Source organism: Ruegeria sp. AB11 (genome assembly GCF_056536325.1).
In genome coordinates this window covers 110,969-128,241 of the sequence record NZ_JBQFJO010000001.1, presented here as the reverse complement: position 1 = coordinate 128,241, position 17,273 = coordinate 110,969, and the positions used below count along the sequence as shown (strand labels likewise).

The window sequence follows — 17,273 nt, the reverse complement described above, 5'->3', positions numbered from 1 at the left end:
CATAAAACAAATGAGGCCCTGCAAAATTGCGGGGCCTTTTTTATTTAGCCCGCGGCGTACCGTTTTAATCGTTCCTCCAGCGTACCGCTGTGCAGTTCAAACATATGGTTGTCGTAGTCATAAAAATAGATTGATTGCCCTTCCTCGGGTACGCGGGATCGACCCTCCCGGATTTCAAGGCCCAGCGACCGGATGCGTTGCAACCTGTCGTCATATTCATCTACGCTCATCTTGAACGCGACGTGATTGTAGGTTTTTTCGGACAGCGGATCGCCCTCCATAATCGCGACCCAAACACCCCCGATATCGTAAAACCGCTCTTTTGAAAGCGAGAAAGTCCGATCGCCGCTGTCGTAGATTTTTTTGGCATCCAGAATTGTTGTCAGCACCTCTTCCATCTTGTCCAGATTTCGGGTGATGAAGGTAATATGGCTCAGGCCCTCAATCACAGTGCACCTCTTCAGTTTGACCGGACTTCAAAATAACAATGTACCGGTCAAAGTCAGCCTCTAGGTCCATCCTGACTCACCTGCGATGGCTGATTATCCATTGCAGAGTTGACATTGGGTTTGCCTGATTGGCCAATGGGCACATTGTAGTGGGATCGGGCGAAACCAGAATGACACCAAATCTAAGGGGCGCCTTGCTGATGATGGGCAGCATGGCTGCCTTTACTGTCAACGATACGCTCGTGAAGGTGGTGGGGCAGGATATGCCGCTGTTCCAGTTGGTCGCCACACGAGGGGCGTTGGCAACGATTCTCGTGTTCTTTCTTGCACGCCATCTTGGGGCGCTTCATTTGGATTTTTCCCGCCACGATAAGTGGTTGGTTGTGTTTCGATGCCTTGCCGAATTGTCGGCGACATTCTTCTTCCTGACTGCGTTAATGCACATGCCGTTGGCCAATGTAACGGCGGTGTTGCAAGCGTTACCCTTGACTGTGACCCTGGGCGCTGCGTTGTTTTTTCAGGAAAAAATCGGGTGGCGGAGGATTGGCGCGATTGCAATGGGATTTGTTGGAATGTTGCTGATCGTTCGGCCCAGCCCGGATGGCTTCAGCATTTACGCCATTTATGCACTGATTGCGGTTGCATCGGTTACGGCCCGTGATCTTATCACGCGACGCATGTCCGCAGAAGTGCCATCCATGGTTGTGACGTTGGCAACATCGCTTTCTATCACCTCTGTTGCTGCAATCGTGTCAGTTTTTGAGGGGTGGGTGCCGGTTTCGACCGCATCAGGTGCGATGGTCGCCAGTGCCGCGGTCTTTGTTTTGATGGGGTATCTGTTCAGCGTCATGGTGATGCGCGTGGGCGAGGTCGGATTTATTGCGCCATTCCGCTATTCCAGTCTGCTTTGGGCGCTGGGGCTTGGATGGGCAGTATTTGGCGACTGGCCCGATTCGATTACCCTGTTTGGCGCGGCATTGGTCGTCGGGGCAGGGATGTTCACACTGTTCCGCGAACGATCGCGTCAGGCGGAGGATTGAGGCAAACGCAAGAAACCCGGGTCTATCGCAAAACGTCTGACCAATTCGGTCTCGATCTTAGGTGTTATCGGAGCAAGTTGCGCCTTCTGTTTCCCTACGCGTGGCGAGTCGTTGGAGTTGTTCAGTGACCTGATCCACATTGGTCGGTCCGGATAGCTGATAACCGGCATGAAACGTCCGATCCGGTTATGGGTGAAGCTTATGATTGTGTGAGTGCATTCGCCCGAGACCAGCATGCCCAGTCCAACCCCGAGCAAAGACTTGTAGACCTGCGCTGCGTGCGTACCTGCGGGTCTAAAACTGGCCTGATACCCGTTGTTGAAATCTATCCCGATCGCTTGATTTTTCTTGATCAAACCTGCGCCGTCATCTGCGGCTTCTCGGAGTTTTTCCACGAAATCTATGGAAACGCTGTCGTCATCGTCATGACGGAATTGAAGACAAGGCCGGTCTGGATGCGAGCGCGCGATTTGAAGGATTTGTTTCATGACTTGCCGGTGTTTCTGATCTGGATCGACTGCTCTTTGGATGATCTGAACCTGCTTGATGTCAGTGGTTAGATCTTTGAGCCGGTCAAACGCCGCCTTCGGAAGACACTCTCCGACGGCGATCAGAAGCTGGAAATCCTCATCGGTTTGTGCGCGAAAGCTGGGCAAGGTTAGGGATTCAAACAGGCGAAACCGCTCTTCCAGACGGGTAGGGTGGTATAAATGGCGGCGCCGCTCTTCGACCGTGTCGTGTTCGATTTGGAAATCGCCGAGGGCAGGGAATGAAAATCGGCACAGGCCAATGACTTGCATGGATCATCCAATGGATAGCGGGACGCGCCCACTATGCACGCGGTAGGTATAAGCCGCAATGCGGGCGAACAGTGGAATTCCCAGCCCAATCCTGATAAATGGCTGATATCTTGATGTGCCACACGCCTTTGTTGCATGACTGTTGACACTCGGGCCGACTCCCCCTATTACGCGCGACATCTCGGTACCGGGGGCCGCCCCGTAACCGATTTCAGTAATGAACTGGTCAAGGCCCGGACACTTTTATCGTTCGCGCCCTCTGATAACAAACCGCGACGTTCACCTCGGAATGGGAACGCTCGCGGGTTTTGCGCTTGTGGACGCATAAGTGCAGCGAATTTAACCGCACGCAGCCGCGTGCATGTCATGTGTGTTGCAAAACGGGGAAGAAACCGGAATGCCAACTATTCAACAGCTGATCCGCAAGCCGCGGCAGCCCAAAGTAAAACGCTCAAAGTCCATGCACCTGGAGCAGTGCCCGCAGAAACGCGGCGTCTGCACACGTGTTTACACCACCACACCTAAAAAGCCGAACTCGGCGATGCGTAAGGTTGCCAAAGTGCGCCTGACCAACGGGTTTGAGGTCATCTCGTACATCCCCGGTGAAAGCCACAACCTGCAGGAACACTCGGTTGTTCTGATCCGTGGCGGCCGTGTGAAAGACCTTCCCGGTGTGCGTTACCACATCCTGCGCGGTGTTCTGGATACTCAGGGCGTCAAAGATCGTAAGCAACGTCGTTCGAAATACGGCGCGAAGCGTCCCAAGTAAGAAGGAGAGGCTGATATGTCACGTCGTCACGCCGCCGAAAAACGCGAAGTCCTGCCTGACGCCAAATTTGGCGACAAGGTACTGACCAAATTCATGAACAACCTGATGATCGACGGCAAGAAGTCGGTCGCAGAGCGCATCGTCTACAACGCATTTGATCGCGTTGAAAACAAGGTAAAGCGCGCTCCTGTCGAAGTGTTCCACGAAGCGCTCGACAACATCAAACCGTCGGTTGAGGTTCGCTCGCGCCGGGTTGGTGGTGCAACCTACCAGGTTCCGGTCGAAGTGCGCCCCGAGCGCCGCGAAGCACTGGCCATCCGCTGGCTGATCACTGCTGCGCGCGGCCGCAACGAAAACACCATGGAAGAGCGCCTTGCAGGTGAGCTGTTGGACGCTGTTCAGTCCCGCGGTACTGCCGTCAAGAAACGCGAAGACACCCACAAGATGGCCGAGGCGAACAAAGCCTTCAGCCATTACCGTTGGTAATCCCAGAGGCTTAGACAAATGTCACGCGAATATCCTCTCGAACTGTACCGTAACTTCGGTATCATGGCGCACATCGACGCAGGTAAGACCACCTGCTCGGAGCGTATCCTGTATTACACTGGTAAATCCCACAACATCGGTGAGGTGCACGATGGTGCAGCCACTATGGACTGGATGGAGCAGGAGCAGGAACGCGGCATCACCATTACTTCGGCTGCGACCACCACTTTCTGGGAACGCACCGAAGACGGTCAGACCGCTGATACCCCCAAGCACCGCCTGAACATCATCGACACCCCCGGCCACGTTGACTTCACCATCGAAGTCGAACGTTCGCTGGCGGTTCTCGACGGCGCCGTCTGCGTTCTGGACGCAAACGCCGGTGTTGAACCCCAAACCGAAACCGTGTGGCGTCAGGCTGACCGCTACAAGGTTCCGCGTATGGTTTTCGTCAACAAAATGGACAAGATCGGCGCTGACTTCTTCAACTGCGTCAACATGATCGAAGACCGCACCGGCGCACGCGCTGTTCCGGTTGGTATTCCGATCGGCGCCGAGTCCGAGCTGGAAGGCCTGATCGACCTGGTCACCATGGAAGAATGGCTGTGGCAGGGCGAAGATCTGGGCGCAAGCTGGATCAAAGCGCCGATCCGCGACAGCCTGAAAGACATGGCTGACGAATGGCGCGGCAAGATGATCGAAGCGGCCGTCGAAATGGACGACGACGCGATGATGGAATACCTGGAAGGCAATGAGCCCGACGTTCCGACCCTGCGCGCTCTGCTGCGTAAAGGTACTCTGGAGATCGCGTTCGTTCCGGTTCTGGGTGGTTCGGCGTTCAAGAACAAAGGCGTTCAGCCTCTGCTCAACGCTGTGATCGACTATCTGCCCAGCCCGCTGGACGTTGTCGATTACATGGGCTTCAAACCCGGCGACGAAGAAGAAATTCGTGACATCGCGCGTCGTGCCGATGACGACATGGCTTTCTCGGGTCTGGCGTTCAAAATCATGAACGACCCCTTCGTTGGCTCGCTGACCTTCACCCGGATCTATTCGGGCACCATGAACAAGGGTGACTCAATCCTGAACTCGACCAAAGGTAAGAAAGAGCGCATCGGTCGTATGATGATGATGCACTCGAACAACCGGGAAGAGATCGAAGAAGCGTTTGCAGGCGACATCATCGCGCTGGCGGGTCTGAAAGACACCACCACCGGTGACACCCTGTGTGACGCGAAGGATCCGGTGGTTCTGGAAACCATGACCTTCCCCGATCCGGTGATCGAGATCGCGGTTGAGCCCAAAACCAAGGGCGACCAAGAGAAGATGTCCCAGGGTCTGGCGCGTCTGGCTGCCGAAGACCCGTCCTTCCGTGTGGAAACCGACCTGGAATCCGGTCAGACCATCATGAAGGGCATGGGCGAACTTCACCTGGACATCCTGGTTGACCGCCTGAAGCGTGAGTTCAAGGTTGAGGCCAACATCGGTGCGCCGCAGGTGGCTTATCGTGAGACCATCGGTCACGAGGTCGAGCATACCTACACCCACAAGAAACAGTCGGGTGGTTCGGGTCAGTTCGCCGAAGTGAAGATGATCATCTCGCCGACCGAGCCTGCTGAAGGTTACTCGTTCGAAAGCCGCATCGTTGGTGGCGCGGTACCGAAGGAATACATTCCGGGCGTTGAAAAGGGCATCAACTCGGTCATGGACAGCGGCCCGCTGGCTGGCTTCCCCGTGATCGACTTCAAGGTTGCCCTCATCGACGGTAAGTTCCACGACGTTGACTCGAGCGTTCTGGCGTTCGAAATCGCGGCCCGTATGTGTATGCGTGAAGGTATGCGCAAAGCTGGCGCGAAGCTTCTGGAACCGATCATGAAGGTCGAAGTGATCACCCCGGAAGAATATACCGGCGGTATCATCGGCGACCTGACCTCGCGTCGTGGCCAGGTGTCTGGTCAGGAGCCACGCGGCAACGCAATCGCGATCGACGCGTTTGTTCCGCTGGCCAACATGTTCGGCTACATCAACACTCTGCGTTCGATGTCGTCGGGCCGTGCCCAGTTCACCATGCAGTTCGACCACTACGATCCGGTTCCGCAGAACATCTCGGACGAGATCCAGGCGAAATACGCATAAGCGAAGATTTGAGGGAGTCCGGATCACGGGCTCCCTTCATTACCGAAAAAGGAGGCCATCATGGCAAAGGAAAAGTTTGAGCGTAATAAGCCGCACGTCAACATCGGCACGATTGGCCACGTTGACCACGGCAAGACCACGCTGACCGCAGCAATCACCAAGTATTTCGGTGACTTCAAAGCGTATGACCAGATTGACGGTGCGCCTGAAGAAAAAGCACGTGGCATCACCATCTCGACCGCCCACGTGGAATACGAAACTGACAACCGCCACTACGCGCACGTCGACTGCCCCGGCCACGCTGACTACGTCAAGAACATGATCACCGGTGCTGCCCAGATGGACGGCGCGATCCTGGTTGTGAACGCAGCTGACGGCCCGATGCCGCAGACCCGCGAGCACATCCTGCTGGGCCGCCAGGTTGGCATCCCGAAGATGGTCGTGTTCATGAACAAAGTTGACCAGGTTGACGACGAAGAGCTGCTGGAACTGGTTGAGATGGAAGTTCGCGAACTGCTGTCCAGCTATGAATACCCCGGCGACGATATTCCGATCATCGCAGGTTCGGCTCTGGCCGCGATGGAAGGCAACAACCCGGAAATCGGCGAAGAGAAGATCAAGGAACTGATGGCGGCTGTTGATGACTACATCGACACCCCTGAGCGTGAAGTTGACAAGCCGTTCCTGATGCCGGTCGAAGACGTGTTCTCGATCTCGGGCCGTGGTACCGTTGTGACCGGTCGTGTTGAGCGTGGCGTGATCAATGTTGGCGACGAGATCGAAATCGTCGGCATCCGCGACACTCAGAAAACCACCTGTACTGGTGTTGAAATGTTCCGCAAGCTGCTGGATCGCGGTGAAGCGGGCGACAACATCGGCGCTCTGCTGCGCGGTATCGACCGTGACGGCGTTGAGCGTGGCCAGGTTCTGTGTAAGCCGGGTTCGGTTACACCGCACACCAAGTTCGAAGCCGAAGCCTACATCCTGACCAAGGAAGAAGGCGGTCGTCACACCCCGTTCTTCGCGAACTACCGCCCGCAGTTCTACTTCCGGACCACTGACGTGACCGGCACCGTGACCCTTGCGGCTGGCACCGAGATGGTTATGCCTGGCGACAACGTCGGTTTCACCGTCGAGCTGATCGCCCCGATCGCGATGGAAGACGGCCTGCGCTTTGCGATCCGCGAAGGCGGCCGCACCGTTGGCGCCGGCGTCGTGTCGAAAATCATCGAGTAATTCGCGCAAGCGAATGATCAGATGGAAAGGGCGTCCCTCGGGACGCCCTTTTTCGTTTTTGCCTAAGTGAACAGTAATGCTAACTTCTTTCGTATTGAGACATTGAAATTAGAAAGAGGTCATAAGATGCACTTTTCGGCGCGTTCAATTTGTCTTGTCGTTGCAGTTGCTTTCTCATCTACTTCAGCATCGTCACAAGAAATTGCGGATAGGATCTATCTCGGAGGGCCCATCGTTACGATGGACGATACGGCTCCGTCCGCCGAAGCTGTCGCTGTCAAAGACGGGCGCATTCTTGCGGTTGGGCCGCTGTCTGTCTTGTCGGCGCACCAGGGGGAAGAAACCGAAACCTATGATCTGGAAGGGCGCGCGATGCTTCCGGGTTTCGTTGATAGCCACGGGCATGTCGTCATGGGCGGTTTGCAGGCACTGTCAGCTAACCTTCTTGCGCCACCGGACGGAGATGTCATTGATATCGCCAGTCTGCAATCCACACTGACTGACTGGGCCGAAGAGAATGCGCAGGCCGTTGAACGGGTCAAAATGATCATCGGCTTCGGCTACGACAATGCTCAATTAAAGGAACTCCGTCACCCAACACGACAAGAGCTGGACATGGTGTCCGAGGACTTGCCCGTTGTCATTATTCATCAGTCCGGGCACCTAGGCGTGGCAAACTCGAAAGCGCTGGAGTTGGCAGGCATCACGGCTGCTTCGGAGGCCCCTCCGGGTGGGGTCATTCAACGCGATGAAGCCGGTGAACCAAATGGAGTTCTGGAAGAATACGCGTTCTTCTCGGTTCTCGTGCCGATGCTGGGGAATTTGGGTGAGGAAGGTCTGGCAGCATTTGCCCGAGCTGGGACCGAACTCTGGGCAAAGTTTGGATATACGACCGGACAAGAAGGTCGATCTTCAGGTGAAATCGTCGAAGTTCTCAGGAAAGTTGCCGCAGAAGAAGGGCTTCCTATCGACGTTGTAGCGTTTCCGGATGTTCTCGAGTCGAGGGAGTATATTGGAGCGAACACCTCGACGGATTATGACAACCGGGTTCGGGTAGGGGGCTGCAAATTGACAATTGACGGTTCGCCGCAGGGTTTCACGGCTTTGCGGGATCGACCCTACTATGATCCGGTTGGAAACTATGCCGCGGGGTACGCAGGGTATGCGGCCATAACGATGGAACAACTCCAGGACGCCGTGAACTGGTGTTACGAGAACGATTTCCAAATCCTTGTGCATTCCAATGGTGAAGGGGCATCAGACATGTTGATTGCTGCGCTCGAAGAGGCGCAGATCAAGTATGGCGATCCCGGCAACCGCCCGGTTCTGGTTCACGGTCAGTTTCTTCGAGAGGATCAGGTTGCCAGTTTTAAGCGCCTTGGGGTGTTCCCGTCGCTCTTCCCGATGCATACGTTTTACTGGGGCGATTGGCACCGAGATCATACCGTCGGACCGGTCAACGCCGATAACATCTCACCCACAGGTTGGTTGCGTGAACGTGACATGATGTTTGGCACGCATCACGATGCGCCGGTGGCCTTTCCAGATAGCATGCGTGTGCTTGCAGCCACGGTCACGCGCCGTACGCGCTCCGGAGATATCTTGGGACCGCATCAGCGGGTAGATGTCATGACCGCCTTGAAAGCCATGACAATTTGGCCCGCATGGCAGCATTTCGAAGAAGAAGAGAAGGGGTCCATCGAAGTTGGAAAGGCTGCGGATTTCGTGATCTTGTCAAACGATCCCACCTCAGTCGATCCAGAGACTCTAGCCGAGCTCAAAGTACTTGTAACCGTGAAGGGCGACGAGGTTGTCTATGAGGCTGAAGAAGGTGTCAGAGAAGGAATTTTGCGTTTTTCGCCATTTTCCAGTGACCCAGTCGTTGCGCATCTCTTTCTGCACGCGGTTTACCAAGGAATGAAGGTCGAAGATCCATGGCTAACTAATGGCGCTTCCGGAGGTGAATAAGAGTGCTTTCTTTGCTGCGTTTGCCTCTTGCCAAAATGCTCAGGTACCTATAGTACGCGCGAGTTCTCTATTGGAACATCAAGGCGGGGTGATTCCCGCCTTTTGGGTTCGATGAGGGTTGGCGATGCGCGTCTGTCCTCCTCTCAACCTCAACGCCTGATAAAAGGCTGTATCTATGCAAAGCCAAAATATCCGTATTCGGCTGAAGGCATTTGACTATCGCGTTCTGGATGCCAGCACGCAAGAGATCGTCAACACTGCCAAGCGGACCGGCGCGAACGTGCGCGGCCCGATCCCGCTGCCGAACAAGATCGAGAAGTTCACGGTTCTCCGTGGCCCTCACGTTGACAAGAAATCCCGCGACCAGTTCGAGATCCGCACCCACAAGCGTCTCTTGGACATCGTTGATCCGACCCCCCAGACCGTTGACGCGCTGATGAAGCTCGACCTCGCTGCTGGTGTGGACGTCGAGATCAAGCTGCAGTCGTAAGATCGGAGGGTATAAATTATGCGCTCTGGTATTATCGCAAAAAAAGTTGGCATGACCCGCCTGTTCATGGAAGACGGCAAGCAGATCCCTGTGACCGTTCTTCACCTGGACAACCTGCAGGTTGTTGCACAGCGCACCGCTGACAAAGACGGCTACACCGCCGTTCAGCTGGGCGCCGGTGCTGCCAAGGCAAAACGCACCTCGAAAGCCATGCGCGGTCACTATGCCGCTGCAAAGGTTGAGCCCAAGCGTAAGCTGGCCGAGTTCCGCGTCTCCGAAGATGGCCTGATCGATGTCGGCGCCGAGATTTCGGCGGAACACTTCCTGGAAGGTCAGAAAGTTGACGTTTCGGGTACCTCGATCGGTAAAGGCTTTGCCGGTGCGATGAAGCGTTGGAACTTTGGTGGTCTGCGCGCCTCGCACGGTGTTTCGATCAGCCACCGTTCGCACGGTTCGACCGGTCAGTGTCAGGACCCGGGCAAGGTGTTCAAAGGCAAGAAGATGGCCGGTCACATGGGTGCTGCCCGTGTTACCACCCAGAACCTGGAAGTTGTCAAAACCGACGCCGACCGGAACCTGGTCTTCATTAAAGGCGCCGTTCCCGGACCGAAATCGGGCTGGGTCACCGTCAAGGACGCCGTCAAGAAGAAAGCACCTGAAGGTCTGCCGTTCCCGGCAGCCGTAAAAGGTGCTGCAACTGAAGCACCTGCGGAAGAAGCTCCCGCGGAAGGTGGTGAAGCATGAAACTTGATGTAATCAAACTGGACGGCGGCAAAGCCGGCAACATCGAGCTGGATGCAGACCTGTTTGGCCTCGAGCCGCGTGCGGACATCCTGCACCGTGTGGTCCGTTGGCAGCGCAACAATGCGCAAGCCGGCACCCACAAGGTGAAGACTCGTTCGGAAACCAGCTACTCGACCAAGAAGATCTATCGCCAGAAAGGCACCGGTGGCGCACGCCATGGTGACCGTAACGCGCCGATCTTCCGTGGTGGTGGTATCTACAAAGGCCCCGTGGTTCGTTCGCATGGTCACGACCTGCCCAAGAAGTTCCGCAAGCTTGGCCTGCGCCACGCTCTGTCGGCAAAAGCCAAGGCAGGTGAACTGGTCGTAATCGAGAACGCCGAAGCCGAAGGCAAGACCGCTGCTCTGGCCAAACAGGTTGCAAACCTGGGCTGGAAACGCGCTCTGGTCATCGACGGCGCGACCGTGAACGAAGGGTTCCTGAAAGCGTCCAAGAACATCGAAGGTCTGGATATCCTGCCGTCGATGGGCGCAAACGTCTATGACATCCTCAAGCGTGACACCCTGGTGCTCACCAAAGCGGCTGTCGAAGCACTGGAGGCTCGTCTGAAATGAGCGCGAAGGCAGAACACTACGACGTGATCCGCAAGCCGGTCATCACCGAAAAGTCGACCATGGCGTCCGAAAACGGCGCGGTTGTCTTTGAAGTGGCGATCGACAGCAACAAGCCGCAAATCAAAGAGGCCGTTGAGGCTCTGTTTGGTGTGAAGGTCAAAGCGGTAAACACCACCGTGACCAAAGGCAAGGTCAAGCGGTTCCGCGGCCAGCTGGGCCGTCGCAAAGACGTCAAAAAAGCATATGTGACCCTGGAAGAGGGTAACACCATCGACGTGTCCACCGGTCTCTGATCGAACCCGTCTTTGGAGAGATATGAAGGCCCCCGCGAAAGCGGGGGTTTTTTCTTTAGCAGCGACACAGAAAATTGAGCGCGGAACGATCGTGTTTTGAACAAATCGCTTGCTAAGTCGGGCCGGTAGTCTATCCGGTACCCAACAAACAAAAGATATGGCAGGCGTATGGCAAACTTTTCTCACTCGACCCGGGAAAATCCGGATGTGACCGCGGCGCGGGATTGGGTGTCTACACTTGCCAAATACCGCGAACCGAACCAGTGGCGCAGTTCCTTTGAGCTGGGTGTCAGCATCATCCCTTTCTTTGCGCTTTGGACGCTGTCCTGGATGTCACTTTCGCTCAGCTATTGGCTGGCGTTTGCGATTTCTGCCCTCAATGCAGCCTTCCTGCTGCGGCTGTTTGCGATCCAGCATGATTGCGGGCACGGGGCGTTCTTCAAAAACAGGGCAGTCAGCGACTGGGTCGGGCGGGTGATCGGGGTGCTTACGCTGACACCCTATGATGTCTGGCGCCGTACGCATTCCACGCATCACAACAGCTCGGGTAATCTGGACAAACGCGGCATGGGCGATGTCCATACGCTGACGGTGGCCGAGTATAAGGCGAAGACGCCAATGAACCGGTTCTGGTATCGTGTGTATCGCCATCCCGTAACTCTGTTCGGTTTTGGCCCTGGCTATTTGTTCCTGTTTCAGAACCGCCTTCCGCTTGGACTGACCAGCAGCTTCAGGTTCTGGGTCAGTGCGATGGGCACCAACGTGGTCATTCTGGCTGTTTTGCTGGCTGTTTATTATTTTGGTGGCCTGATGCCGGTCTTGTTGATTTTCCTGCCTTCGACCCTGATTGCCGCAACCGCAGGCGTATGGCTGTTCTACGTCCAGCACCAATTCGAGGACACGCACTGGGATCCTGATAAAGACTGGCAACTGCACGAAGCCGCTCTGCACGGAAGCTCGCACTACATCCTGCCCTCGGTGTTGCAGTGGTTCAGCGCCAATATCGGCATCCACCACGTGCACCATCTGTACAGCCGCATCCCGTTCTACCGCTTGACCGAAGTGCTGCGCGATCATGATGAATTGGCAAACAGCAACCAGATGACCATCCGAGAAAGCTTCGCCAACGCGCGCCTACATCTGTGGGACGAGCAAAGTCGTCGTCTTTTGTCCTTCGCCGAAGCCCGTGCGCTTTATGGGTGAATGGTAGGTTTCGCGGCTAGTCGAGCCGTCGGAAAGACGTCGAGAAAGCATATGTGACCTTGGAAGAGGGTAACACCCTCGACGTGTCCACCGGTCTCTGATCGAACCCGCCTTGGGAGAAAGACTAAGTCCCCTGCGAAAGCGGGTTTTTTGTGCCCCAATGTTAGGTGCTAGCCCATACACGCTATCAAAGATCCTTCAGTCTGGACTGGATTGATCCTGTTCCGCTTCGATGAATGCTTGCCAGCCATCCACTTTACCAAACGCGCGCATTCTTTCGTGCAGCATAGGACCATATATGGACCACATGCGTTTTCGTAAGTTCCGGCCCTTTTCCGTAACTTTCAGAACTTTTCCACGTCTATCACGATCAGATTCGATGAACTCCACCAATCCCTCTGCCAATAGCCGCTTGCTCAGATGGGACAGGTTCGACTGTTCGAATATGGTATCCTGAGCAAGCTCATACGGACGCAACTGACCCCCGTGCCGTTCAAGCGACCAAAGCACATCATACCATTTCAAAGGTGGAAACCCGGCATCCTTTAGGGCCGCGCCGATGTCAGACTGGATGCGCCGGGTAGCTCGGTTCATAGCGACCCAGATTTCTGTCTCAAATTCCGTTGGCAGATCGTTCTTCACAACTTCGTGTTTGCCTTGTTTCTGATTGAAGTCTTGGTTTGACTTAATTAGATGAAAATTCATCTACATTCCAGTGCCCATCGGATGAAAGGAATACAACCATGACTTTTAAACCTGTGATTGCCGCCGCTGCCTTGACCGTTGCCGTGACACCGGCCCTTGCGCAAACCTACAAGACCGATCAGGGGCATACCGAAGTCAGGTTCGGTTGGAGCCACGCAGGTGTCTCGAACCAGCATGGCGAGTTCACCAAAGTAGACGGCGTGCTGGACCTGAATGCCGACGATGTGGAGGCCTCGACGTTGAACGTGACGATTGACACCAACAGCCTGGCTTCGGGGTTTGGGCCTTTGGATGATCACCTTAGATCGGCTGATTTCTTCGAGGTCGAAACCTATCCCGAGATCACATTCGTCAGCACCGAAATCAAACGGACCGGCGATACAACGGCGGATGTGACCGGAGATCTGACCATCCATGGCGTGACCAAGCCCGTAACGCTGCAGGCCACGCTGACCCATCAGGGCGAGCATCCTTTGGGTGGCGCCATCGAATATTACGCAGGGGATTGGGTGGCCTTCTCGGCAATGGGTGAGATCGATCACACAGAATTCGGAGTGGGTCCGTTCTCGACTGGGCCGATCACGATCGAGATAGTCACCGAGATGAAGGCAGACGGCTAAGCGCCGGCGAGCCCTGACTATTGGCAGGAGATAAGGACTCCCGCGAAAGCGGGGGTTTTTGTTGCGCATGCACTCGGGTCTCGAGTGATTGCTTGCAACAATACTGATCGCTATGGAAGCGCGCTATGCGGATCAAGAGTTGATCTTGCACTAGTGGTGTTGGATACGGTTGAAGTTCAGCCGTTAAGGCCGTTCGGTTGCAAGAGAACTCGTTTCGATCAGAGAGGCCTATCGGAGTCTAATGCCAATGACTGCTAACTCTCAGGATTTGCTGGTTCCCGCTCGGCGATACCGTGTAGTCGGATCACGCGGAAGGGATACGGCAAAATCTTCCCGTAATGTTCTGGTGCTTGAAGACAAAGGGCCAACTTTGTTGCACACTGACGAGTTCACAAATCTTCATCTGCATCATTTCGATGCTGAAAAAGGAGAGGCTTTTTGGTGCAGGACAGCAAACGAAAGCGCCGTAGCATCCGATCCTTTCTATTACCAAGGGATCCGAAAAAATGCCCAAGAGGGTTTTTCGGTGAAGTTTGATGATCTAACGTTTTGGCAAAGACCGATGGCAGCGCGTCCTATATTCATTTTTTCTATCGGACGTTGTGGCTCGACTTTGTTTTCCAAAGTGTGTGAAGCGGCAGGTCTTATGACCTGGTCTGAGCCGGATTCGTTCACCAATCTGGCGATCAGCCCGAAACTTCAGGCTTCGCCCAGGCGATTTCGTTCCCTCACCCGAGCTGCCCTTGTAGATCTTGCAGATAAGACGCGGGCTGCAGGTGCATCGGAATTTGGTGTGAAATTTAGGTCGGAAGTTAATCCGATCTGTGAAGACATTTCTTCACACCACCGCGACTCGGTTAGCTTCTTTCTGGTGCGCGATCCGATTGAATGGGCCATTTCACGTCGCAGGCACTGGAGTATTGGGCCAGTTCGGCTGGCTAAGCTTCTCATTGAACATGTGGAAAACATGCGTCTTGCCAAATCGCGGGGTCTCGCTGCGCATGTCTTGGACTATCGGTCACTTGTCGAAAGGCCGCATGAACAAGTGGAAAGACTACGAAATGCAATTGGCCTACCCCAATTGGAAACATCGGCTCTGGAAGCGATAATGTGTACTGATTCTCAAAAGGGGTCTTCGATTGCACGCGGGACCGGGATTGTCGCGCCGGAGGACTATATTAAAAAGTTCAAGCATGCGGTTTACCGAAGGGCGCCATGGATATTGGAAACTGATCCACAGCAATGGCTCGAATGATCCAATCGCCCAGTCAATAACGGTTAACGCGCATCGGCACTTGGGATTAAAAAAAGCACTCTGAGCTATGGACGCGGCTTATTCCTTTTGTTACATGCTCCCAATCTTACGGCCTCGGATTCGTTCCGGGGCCTCTGATATTTGTAACCGGGGACCTTCGGGGCCCTATACCCTTGGCACCTGCGGGGGCCTATCACATAGCAGGGAAACCCCCTGCACTTGCTAAACGGAAGACAGAAAGCATGGCACTCAAGTCGTACAAGCCGACGACGCCGGGCCAGCGCGGGCTGGTGCTGATCGACCGTTCGGAGCTTTGGAAAGGACGTCCGGTCAAGTCTCTCACTGAGGGTTTGACCAAATCGGGCGGCCGGAACAACACCGGACGGATCACTTCACGCCGCCGCGGCGGTGGCGCAAAGCGTCTCTACCGGATCGTTGACTTCAAACGGAACAAATTTGATGTCGCGGCAACCGTCGAGCGGATCGAATATGACCCGAACCGGACCGCATTCATCGCACTGGTAAAATACGAAGACGGCGAGCAGGCATATATCCTGGCTCCGCAGCGCCTGGCTGTTGGTGACAAAGTCGTGGCATCCGCCAAGGCGGACATCAAGCCGGGCAACGCAATGCCGTTCTCGGGCATGCCCATTGGTACCATCGTCCACAACATCGAGATGAAGCCTGGTAAAGGCGGTCAGATCGCACGTGCGGCCGGTACTTACGCTCAGTTCGTTGGTCGCGATGGCGGCTACGCTCAGATCCGTCTGAGCTCGGGCGAGCTTCGCATGGTCCGTCAGGAATGCATGGCCACCGTCGGTGCCGTGTCCAACCCCGACAACAGCAACCAGAACCTCGGTAAAGCCGGTCGTATGCGCCACAAAGGCGTTCGTCCGTCGGTTCGTGGTGTTGCAATGAACCCGATCGATCACCCGCACGGTGGTGGTGAAGGTCGTACCTCGGGTGGCCGTACACCGGTTACTCCGTGGGGTAAGGACACCAAGGGTAAGCGTACCCGCAACAAGAACAAAGCGTCCCAGAAGCTGATCATCCGCTCGCGGCACGCCAAGAAGAAGGGACGTTAATCTATGTCTCGCTCTGTTTGGAAGGGTCCTTTCGTCGATGCTTACGTGCTGAAAAAAGCCGAAGCAGCGCGCGAGTCGGGCCGCAACGAAGTCATCAAGATTTGGTCGCGTCGTTCCACCATTCTGCCCCAGTTCGTGGGTCTGACCTTTGGTGTGTACAACGGCCATAAGCATATCCCCGTCAACGTCTCGGAAGACATGATCGGTCAGAAGTTCGGTGAGTATTCGCCGACTCGTACCTATTACGGTCACGCCGCAGACAAAAAAGCGAAGCGGAAGTAAGTCATGGGCAAGGAAAAGAACCCCCGCCGCGTGGCCGAAAACGAAGCAATGGCGAAAACCCGCATGCTCCGTACCAGCCCGCAGAAACTGAACCTGGTTGCGCAGATGATCCGCGGTAAGAAAGTTGAGAAGGCTCTGACCGATCTGACTTTCTCGAACAAGCGTGTCGCGCAGGACGTCAAGAAGTGCCTGCAGTCTGCAATCGCCAACGCCGAGAACAACCACAACCTGGATGTCGACGAGCTGATCGTCGCCGAAGCCTGGGTTGGCAAGAACCTGGTCATGAAGCGCGGTCGCCCGCGGGCCCGTGGCCGTTTCGGGAAAATCCTGAAGCCGTTCTCGGAGATCACCATCAAGGTGCGTCAAGTTGAGGAGCAAGCCTAATGGGTCATAAAGTCAATCCGATCGGCATGCGCCTTCAGGTCAACCGCACCTGGGACAGCCGTTGGTACGCAGATACCAAGGACTACGGTGATCTTCTGCTGGAAGATCTGAAAATCCGTGAGTTCATCAACAAAGAGTGCAAGCAGGCCGGTGTTGCCCGTGTGATCATCGAACGTCCGCACAAAAAGTGCCGCGTAACGATCCACACCGCACGCCCGGGTGTCATCATCGGCAAGAAAGGCGCGGACATTGAAGTTCTGCGCAAGAAAATCGCGTTGATGACCGACAGCGAACTGCACCTGAACATCGTCGAAGTGCGCAAGCCCGAGCTTGACGCGCAGCTGGTTGCCGAGTCCATCGCTCAGCAGCTGGAGCGCCGTGTCTCGTTCCGCCGCGCGATGAAGCGGTCGGTTCAGAACGCCATGCGCATGGGCGCCCTGGGTATCCGGGTGAACGTCGCTGGTCGTCTGGGCGGCGCTGAAATAGCACGGACCGAGTGGTATCGCGAAGGCCGCGTGCCTCTGCACACCCTGCGCGCCGACATCGATTACGCACATGCCGAAGCGATGACTCCCTACGGGATCATCGGGATCAAGGTCTGGATCTTCAAAGGTGAGATCATGGAGCACGATCCGCAGGCACGTGACCGTAAAGCACAGGAACTCCAGGACGGCCCTGCACCTCGTGGTGCTGGTGGCGGTCGTCGCTAAGGAG

At 55.5% G+C, this 17,273-nt stretch carries 20 protein-coding genes and 1 pseudogene; 18 read left to right on the top strand and 3 right to left on the bottom strand.

Features of this window, described 5'->3' with window-relative positions; all coding sequences use genetic code 11:
• Nucleotides 1-44 precede the first annotated feature (44 nt).
• Nucleotides 45-449 carry a FosX/FosE/FosI family fosfomycin resistance hydrolase gene (gene fosX, locus ACR3EJ_RS00740; protein WP_170547590.1) on the bottom strand — a complete coding sequence of 135 codons (405 nt, stop codon included), beginning with the start codon at nucleotides 447-449 and terminating at the stop codon, nucleotides 45-47.
• Nucleotides 450-619: 170 nt separating this feature from the next.
• Between fosX and ACR3EJ_RS00735 the strand changes: the two genes are divergently transcribed.
• Complete coding sequence (locus ACR3EJ_RS00735) at nucleotides 620-1,489, top strand: DMT family transporter (RefSeq protein WP_480422460.1); 870 nt, start codon at nucleotides 620-622, stop codon at nucleotides 1,487-1,489.
• On the opposite strand, the gene ACR3EJ_RS00730 is transcribed toward ACR3EJ_RS00735, so the two are convergent.
• Complete coding sequence (locus ACR3EJ_RS00730) at nucleotides 1,474-2,289, bottom strand: putative rhamnosyl transferase (protein WP_170547586.1); 816 nt, start codon at nucleotides 2,287-2,289, stop codon at nucleotides 1,474-1,476. The two genes, ACR3EJ_RS00735 and ACR3EJ_RS00730, sit on opposite strands and share 16 nt — an antisense overlap.
• 397 nt (nucleotides 2,290-2,686) lie before the next feature.
• Between ACR3EJ_RS00730 and rpsL the strand changes: the two genes are divergently transcribed.
• The 11 genes and pseudogenes from rpsL to ACR3EJ_RS00675 form a co-directional block, all read left to right on the top strand.
• Nucleotides 2,687-3,058, top strand: coding sequence for a 30S ribosomal protein S12 (gene rpsL / locus ACR3EJ_RS00725; protein ID WP_005621086.1), 372 nt, complete (start codon nucleotides 2,687-2,689; stop codon nucleotides 3,056-3,058).
• A 15-nt stretch (nucleotides 3,059-3,073) separates the two neighbouring features.
• A complete protein-coding gene (rpsG, locus tag ACR3EJ_RS00720; RefSeq protein WP_010441203.1) occupies nucleotides 3,074-3,544 on the top strand; it encodes a 30S ribosomal protein S7 in 471 nt (156 codons plus the stop codon).
• Between the two features lie 18 nt (nucleotides 3,545-3,562).
• Nucleotides 3,563-5,680, top strand: a complete 2,118-nt coding sequence (gene fusA / locus ACR3EJ_RS00715; RefSeq protein WP_170547584.1) for an elongation factor G — start codon at nucleotides 3,563-3,565, stop codon at nucleotides 5,678-5,680.
• A gap of 60 nt (nucleotides 5,681-5,740) precedes the next feature.
• Nucleotides 5,741-6,916, top strand: a complete 1,176-nt coding sequence (tuf, locus tag ACR3EJ_RS00710; protein WP_010441214.1) for an elongation factor Tu — start codon at nucleotides 5,741-5,743, stop codon at nucleotides 6,914-6,916.
• Between the two features lie 240 nt (nucleotides 6,917-7,156).
• Nucleotides 7,157-8,884 (top strand): amidohydrolase, encoded by a 1,728-nt coding sequence (locus tag ACR3EJ_RS00705; RefSeq protein ID WP_480422455.1) that lies wholly within the window; start codon nucleotides 7,157-7,159, stop codon nucleotides 8,882-8,884.
• A gap of 175 nt (nucleotides 8,885-9,059) precedes the next feature.
• On the top strand, nucleotides 9,060-9,374 hold the full coding sequence (rpsJ, locus tag ACR3EJ_RS00700) for a 30S ribosomal protein S10 (RefSeq protein ID WP_008756422.1): 315 nt from the start codon (nucleotides 9,060-9,062) through the stop codon (nucleotides 9,372-9,374).
• Between the two features lie 18 nt (nucleotides 9,375-9,392).
• Complete coding sequence (rplC, locus tag ACR3EJ_RS00695) at nucleotides 9,393-10,118, top strand: 50S ribosomal protein L3 (protein WP_039538255.1); 726 nt, start codon at nucleotides 9,393-9,395, stop codon at nucleotides 10,116-10,118.
• Nucleotides 10,115-10,732 carry a 50S ribosomal protein L4 gene (rplD, locus tag ACR3EJ_RS00690; RefSeq protein ID WP_010437039.1) on the top strand — a complete coding sequence of 206 codons (618 nt, stop codon included), beginning with the start codon at nucleotides 10,115-10,117 and terminating at the stop codon, nucleotides 10,730-10,732. The genes rplC and rplD overlap by 4 nt, the downstream gene beginning before the upstream one ends.
• Entirely contained in the window at nucleotides 10,729-11,025 is a 297-nt protein-coding gene (locus ACR3EJ_RS00685; RefSeq protein ID WP_010437040.1) for a 50S ribosomal protein L23, read from the top strand. The genes rplD and ACR3EJ_RS00685 overlap by 4 nt, the downstream gene beginning before the upstream one ends.
• 168 nt (nucleotides 11,026-11,193) lie before the next feature.
• Nucleotides 11,194-12,228, top strand: coding sequence for a fatty acid desaturase (locus tag ACR3EJ_RS00680; RefSeq protein ID WP_170544328.1), 1,035 nt, complete (start codon nucleotides 11,194-11,196; stop codon nucleotides 12,226-12,228).
• A gap of 26 nt (nucleotides 12,229-12,254) precedes the next feature.
• Nucleotides 12,255-12,329 (top strand): annotated as a pseudogene (locus ACR3EJ_RS00675) (50S ribosomal protein L23); the annotation flags it as partial.
• Between the two features lie 97 nt (nucleotides 12,330-12,426).
• Here the strand turns inward: ACR3EJ_RS00675 and ACR3EJ_RS00670 are convergent.
• Nucleotides 12,427-12,933 (bottom strand): MarR family transcriptional regulator, encoded by a 507-nt coding sequence (locus ACR3EJ_RS00670; protein ID WP_170544326.1) that lies wholly within the window; start codon nucleotides 12,931-12,933, stop codon nucleotides 12,427-12,429.
• 38 nt (nucleotides 12,934-12,971) lie between these two features.
• Here ACR3EJ_RS00670 and ACR3EJ_RS00665 point away from each other — a divergent pair, with 38 nt between their 5' ends.
• The 6 genes from ACR3EJ_RS00665 to rpsC all read left to right on the top strand — a co-directional run bounded on the left by ACR3EJ_RS00665 (nucleotide 12,972) and on the right by rpsC (nucleotide 17,269).
• Nucleotides 12,972-13,553 (top strand): YceI family protein, encoded by a 582-nt coding sequence (locus tag ACR3EJ_RS00665; protein WP_170544324.1) that lies wholly within the window; start codon nucleotides 12,972-12,974, stop codon nucleotides 13,551-13,553.
• 247 nt (nucleotides 13,554-13,800) lie between these two features.
• Nucleotides 13,801-14,808: a hypothetical protein gene (locus tag ACR3EJ_RS00660; protein ID WP_170544322.1), complete on the top strand. Its 1,008-nt coding sequence runs from the start codon at nucleotides 13,801-13,803 to the stop codon at nucleotides 14,806-14,808.
• Between the two features lie 242 nt (nucleotides 14,809-15,050).
• Nucleotides 15,051-15,893 carry a 50S ribosomal protein L2 gene (gene rplB, locus ACR3EJ_RS00655; RefSeq protein ID WP_008757664.1) on the top strand — a complete coding sequence of 281 codons (843 nt, stop codon included), beginning with the start codon at nucleotides 15,051-15,053 and terminating at the stop codon, nucleotides 15,891-15,893.
• Between the two features lie 3 nt (nucleotides 15,894-15,896).
• Complete coding sequence (gene rpsS / locus ACR3EJ_RS00650) at nucleotides 15,897-16,175, top strand: 30S ribosomal protein S19 (RefSeq protein WP_010437056.1); 279 nt, start codon at nucleotides 15,897-15,899, stop codon at nucleotides 16,173-16,175.
• Between the two features lie 3 nt (nucleotides 16,176-16,178).
• A complete protein-coding gene (gene rplV / locus ACR3EJ_RS00645; RefSeq protein ID WP_008756532.1) occupies nucleotides 16,179-16,559 on the top strand; it encodes a 50S ribosomal protein L22 in 381 nt (126 codons plus the stop codon).
• Nucleotides 16,559-17,269 (top strand): 30S ribosomal protein S3, encoded by a 711-nt coding sequence (rpsC, locus tag ACR3EJ_RS00640; RefSeq protein WP_010437060.1) that lies wholly within the window; start codon nucleotides 16,559-16,561, stop codon nucleotides 17,267-17,269. Before rplV ends, rpsC begins: the two co-directional genes overlap by 1 nt.
• Nucleotides 17,270-17,273 lie beyond the last annotated feature (4 nt).

Coding starts and splice junctions, on each gene's coding strand:
- ACR3EJ_RS00665 (WP_170544324.1), top strand. CDS start 12,972: ATGACTTTTAAACCTGTGATTGCCGCCGCTGCCTTGACCGTTGCCGTG.
- ACR3EJ_RS00660 (WP_170544322.1), top strand. CDS start 13,801: ATGACTGCTAACTCTCAGGATTTGCTGGTTCCCGCTCGGCGATACCGT.
- rplD (WP_010437039.1), top strand. CDS start 10,115: ATGAAACTTGATGTAATCAAACTGGACGGCGGCAAAGCCGGCAACATC.
- tuf (WP_010441214.1), top strand. CDS start 5,741: ATGGCAAAGGAAAAGTTTGAGCGTAATAAGCCGCACGTCAACATCGGC.
- rpsS (WP_010437056.1), top strand. CDS start 15,897: ATGTCTCGCTCTGTTTGGAAGGGTCCTTTCGTCGATGCTTACGTGCTG.
- fusA (WP_170547584.1), top strand. CDS start 3,563: ATGTCACGCGAATATCCTCTCGAACTGTACCGTAACTTCGGTATCATG.
- rpsJ (WP_008756422.1), top strand. CDS start 9,060: ATGCAAAGCCAAAATATCCGTATTCGGCTGAAGGCATTTGACTATCGC.
- ACR3EJ_RS00685 (WP_010437040.1), top strand. CDS start 10,729: ATGAGCGCGAAGGCAGAACACTACGACGTGATCCGCAAGCCGGTCATC.
- ACR3EJ_RS00670 (WP_170544326.1), bottom strand. CDS start 12,933: ATGAATTTTCATCTAATTAAGTCAAACCAAGACTTCAATCAGAAACAA.
- rplC (WP_039538255.1), top strand. CDS start 9,393: ATGCGCTCTGGTATTATCGCAAAAAAAGTTGGCATGACCCGCCTGTTC.
- ACR3EJ_RS00705 (WP_480422455.1), top strand. CDS start 7,157: ATGGACGATACGGCTCCGTCCGCCGAAGCTGTCGCTGTCAAAGACGGG.
- rpsG (WP_010441203.1), top strand. CDS start 3,074: ATGTCACGTCGTCACGCCGCCGAAAAACGCGAAGTCCTGCCTGACGCC.
- rpsC (WP_010437060.1), top strand. CDS start 16,559: ATGGGTCATAAAGTCAATCCGATCGGCATGCGCCTTCAGGTCAACCGC.
- rplB (WP_008757664.1), top strand. CDS start 15,051: ATGGCACTCAAGTCGTACAAGCCGACGACGCCGGGCCAGCGCGGGCTG.
- ACR3EJ_RS00735 (WP_480422460.1), top strand. CDS start 620: ATGACACCAAATCTAAGGGGCGCCTTGCTGATGATGGGCAGCATGGCT.
- ACR3EJ_RS00680 (WP_170544328.1), top strand. CDS start 11,194: ATGGCAAACTTTTCTCACTCGACCCGGGAAAATCCGGATGTGACCGCG.
- ACR3EJ_RS00730 (WP_170547586.1), bottom strand. CDS start 2,289: ATGCAAGTCATTGGCCTGTGCCGATTTTCATTCCCTGCCCTCGGCGAT.
- rplV (WP_008756532.1), top strand. CDS start 16,179: ATGGGCAAGGAAAAGAACCCCCGCCGCGTGGCCGAAAACGAAGCAATG.
- rpsL (WP_005621086.1), top strand. CDS start 2,687: ATGCCAACTATTCAACAGCTGATCCGCAAGCCGCGGCAGCCCAAAGTA.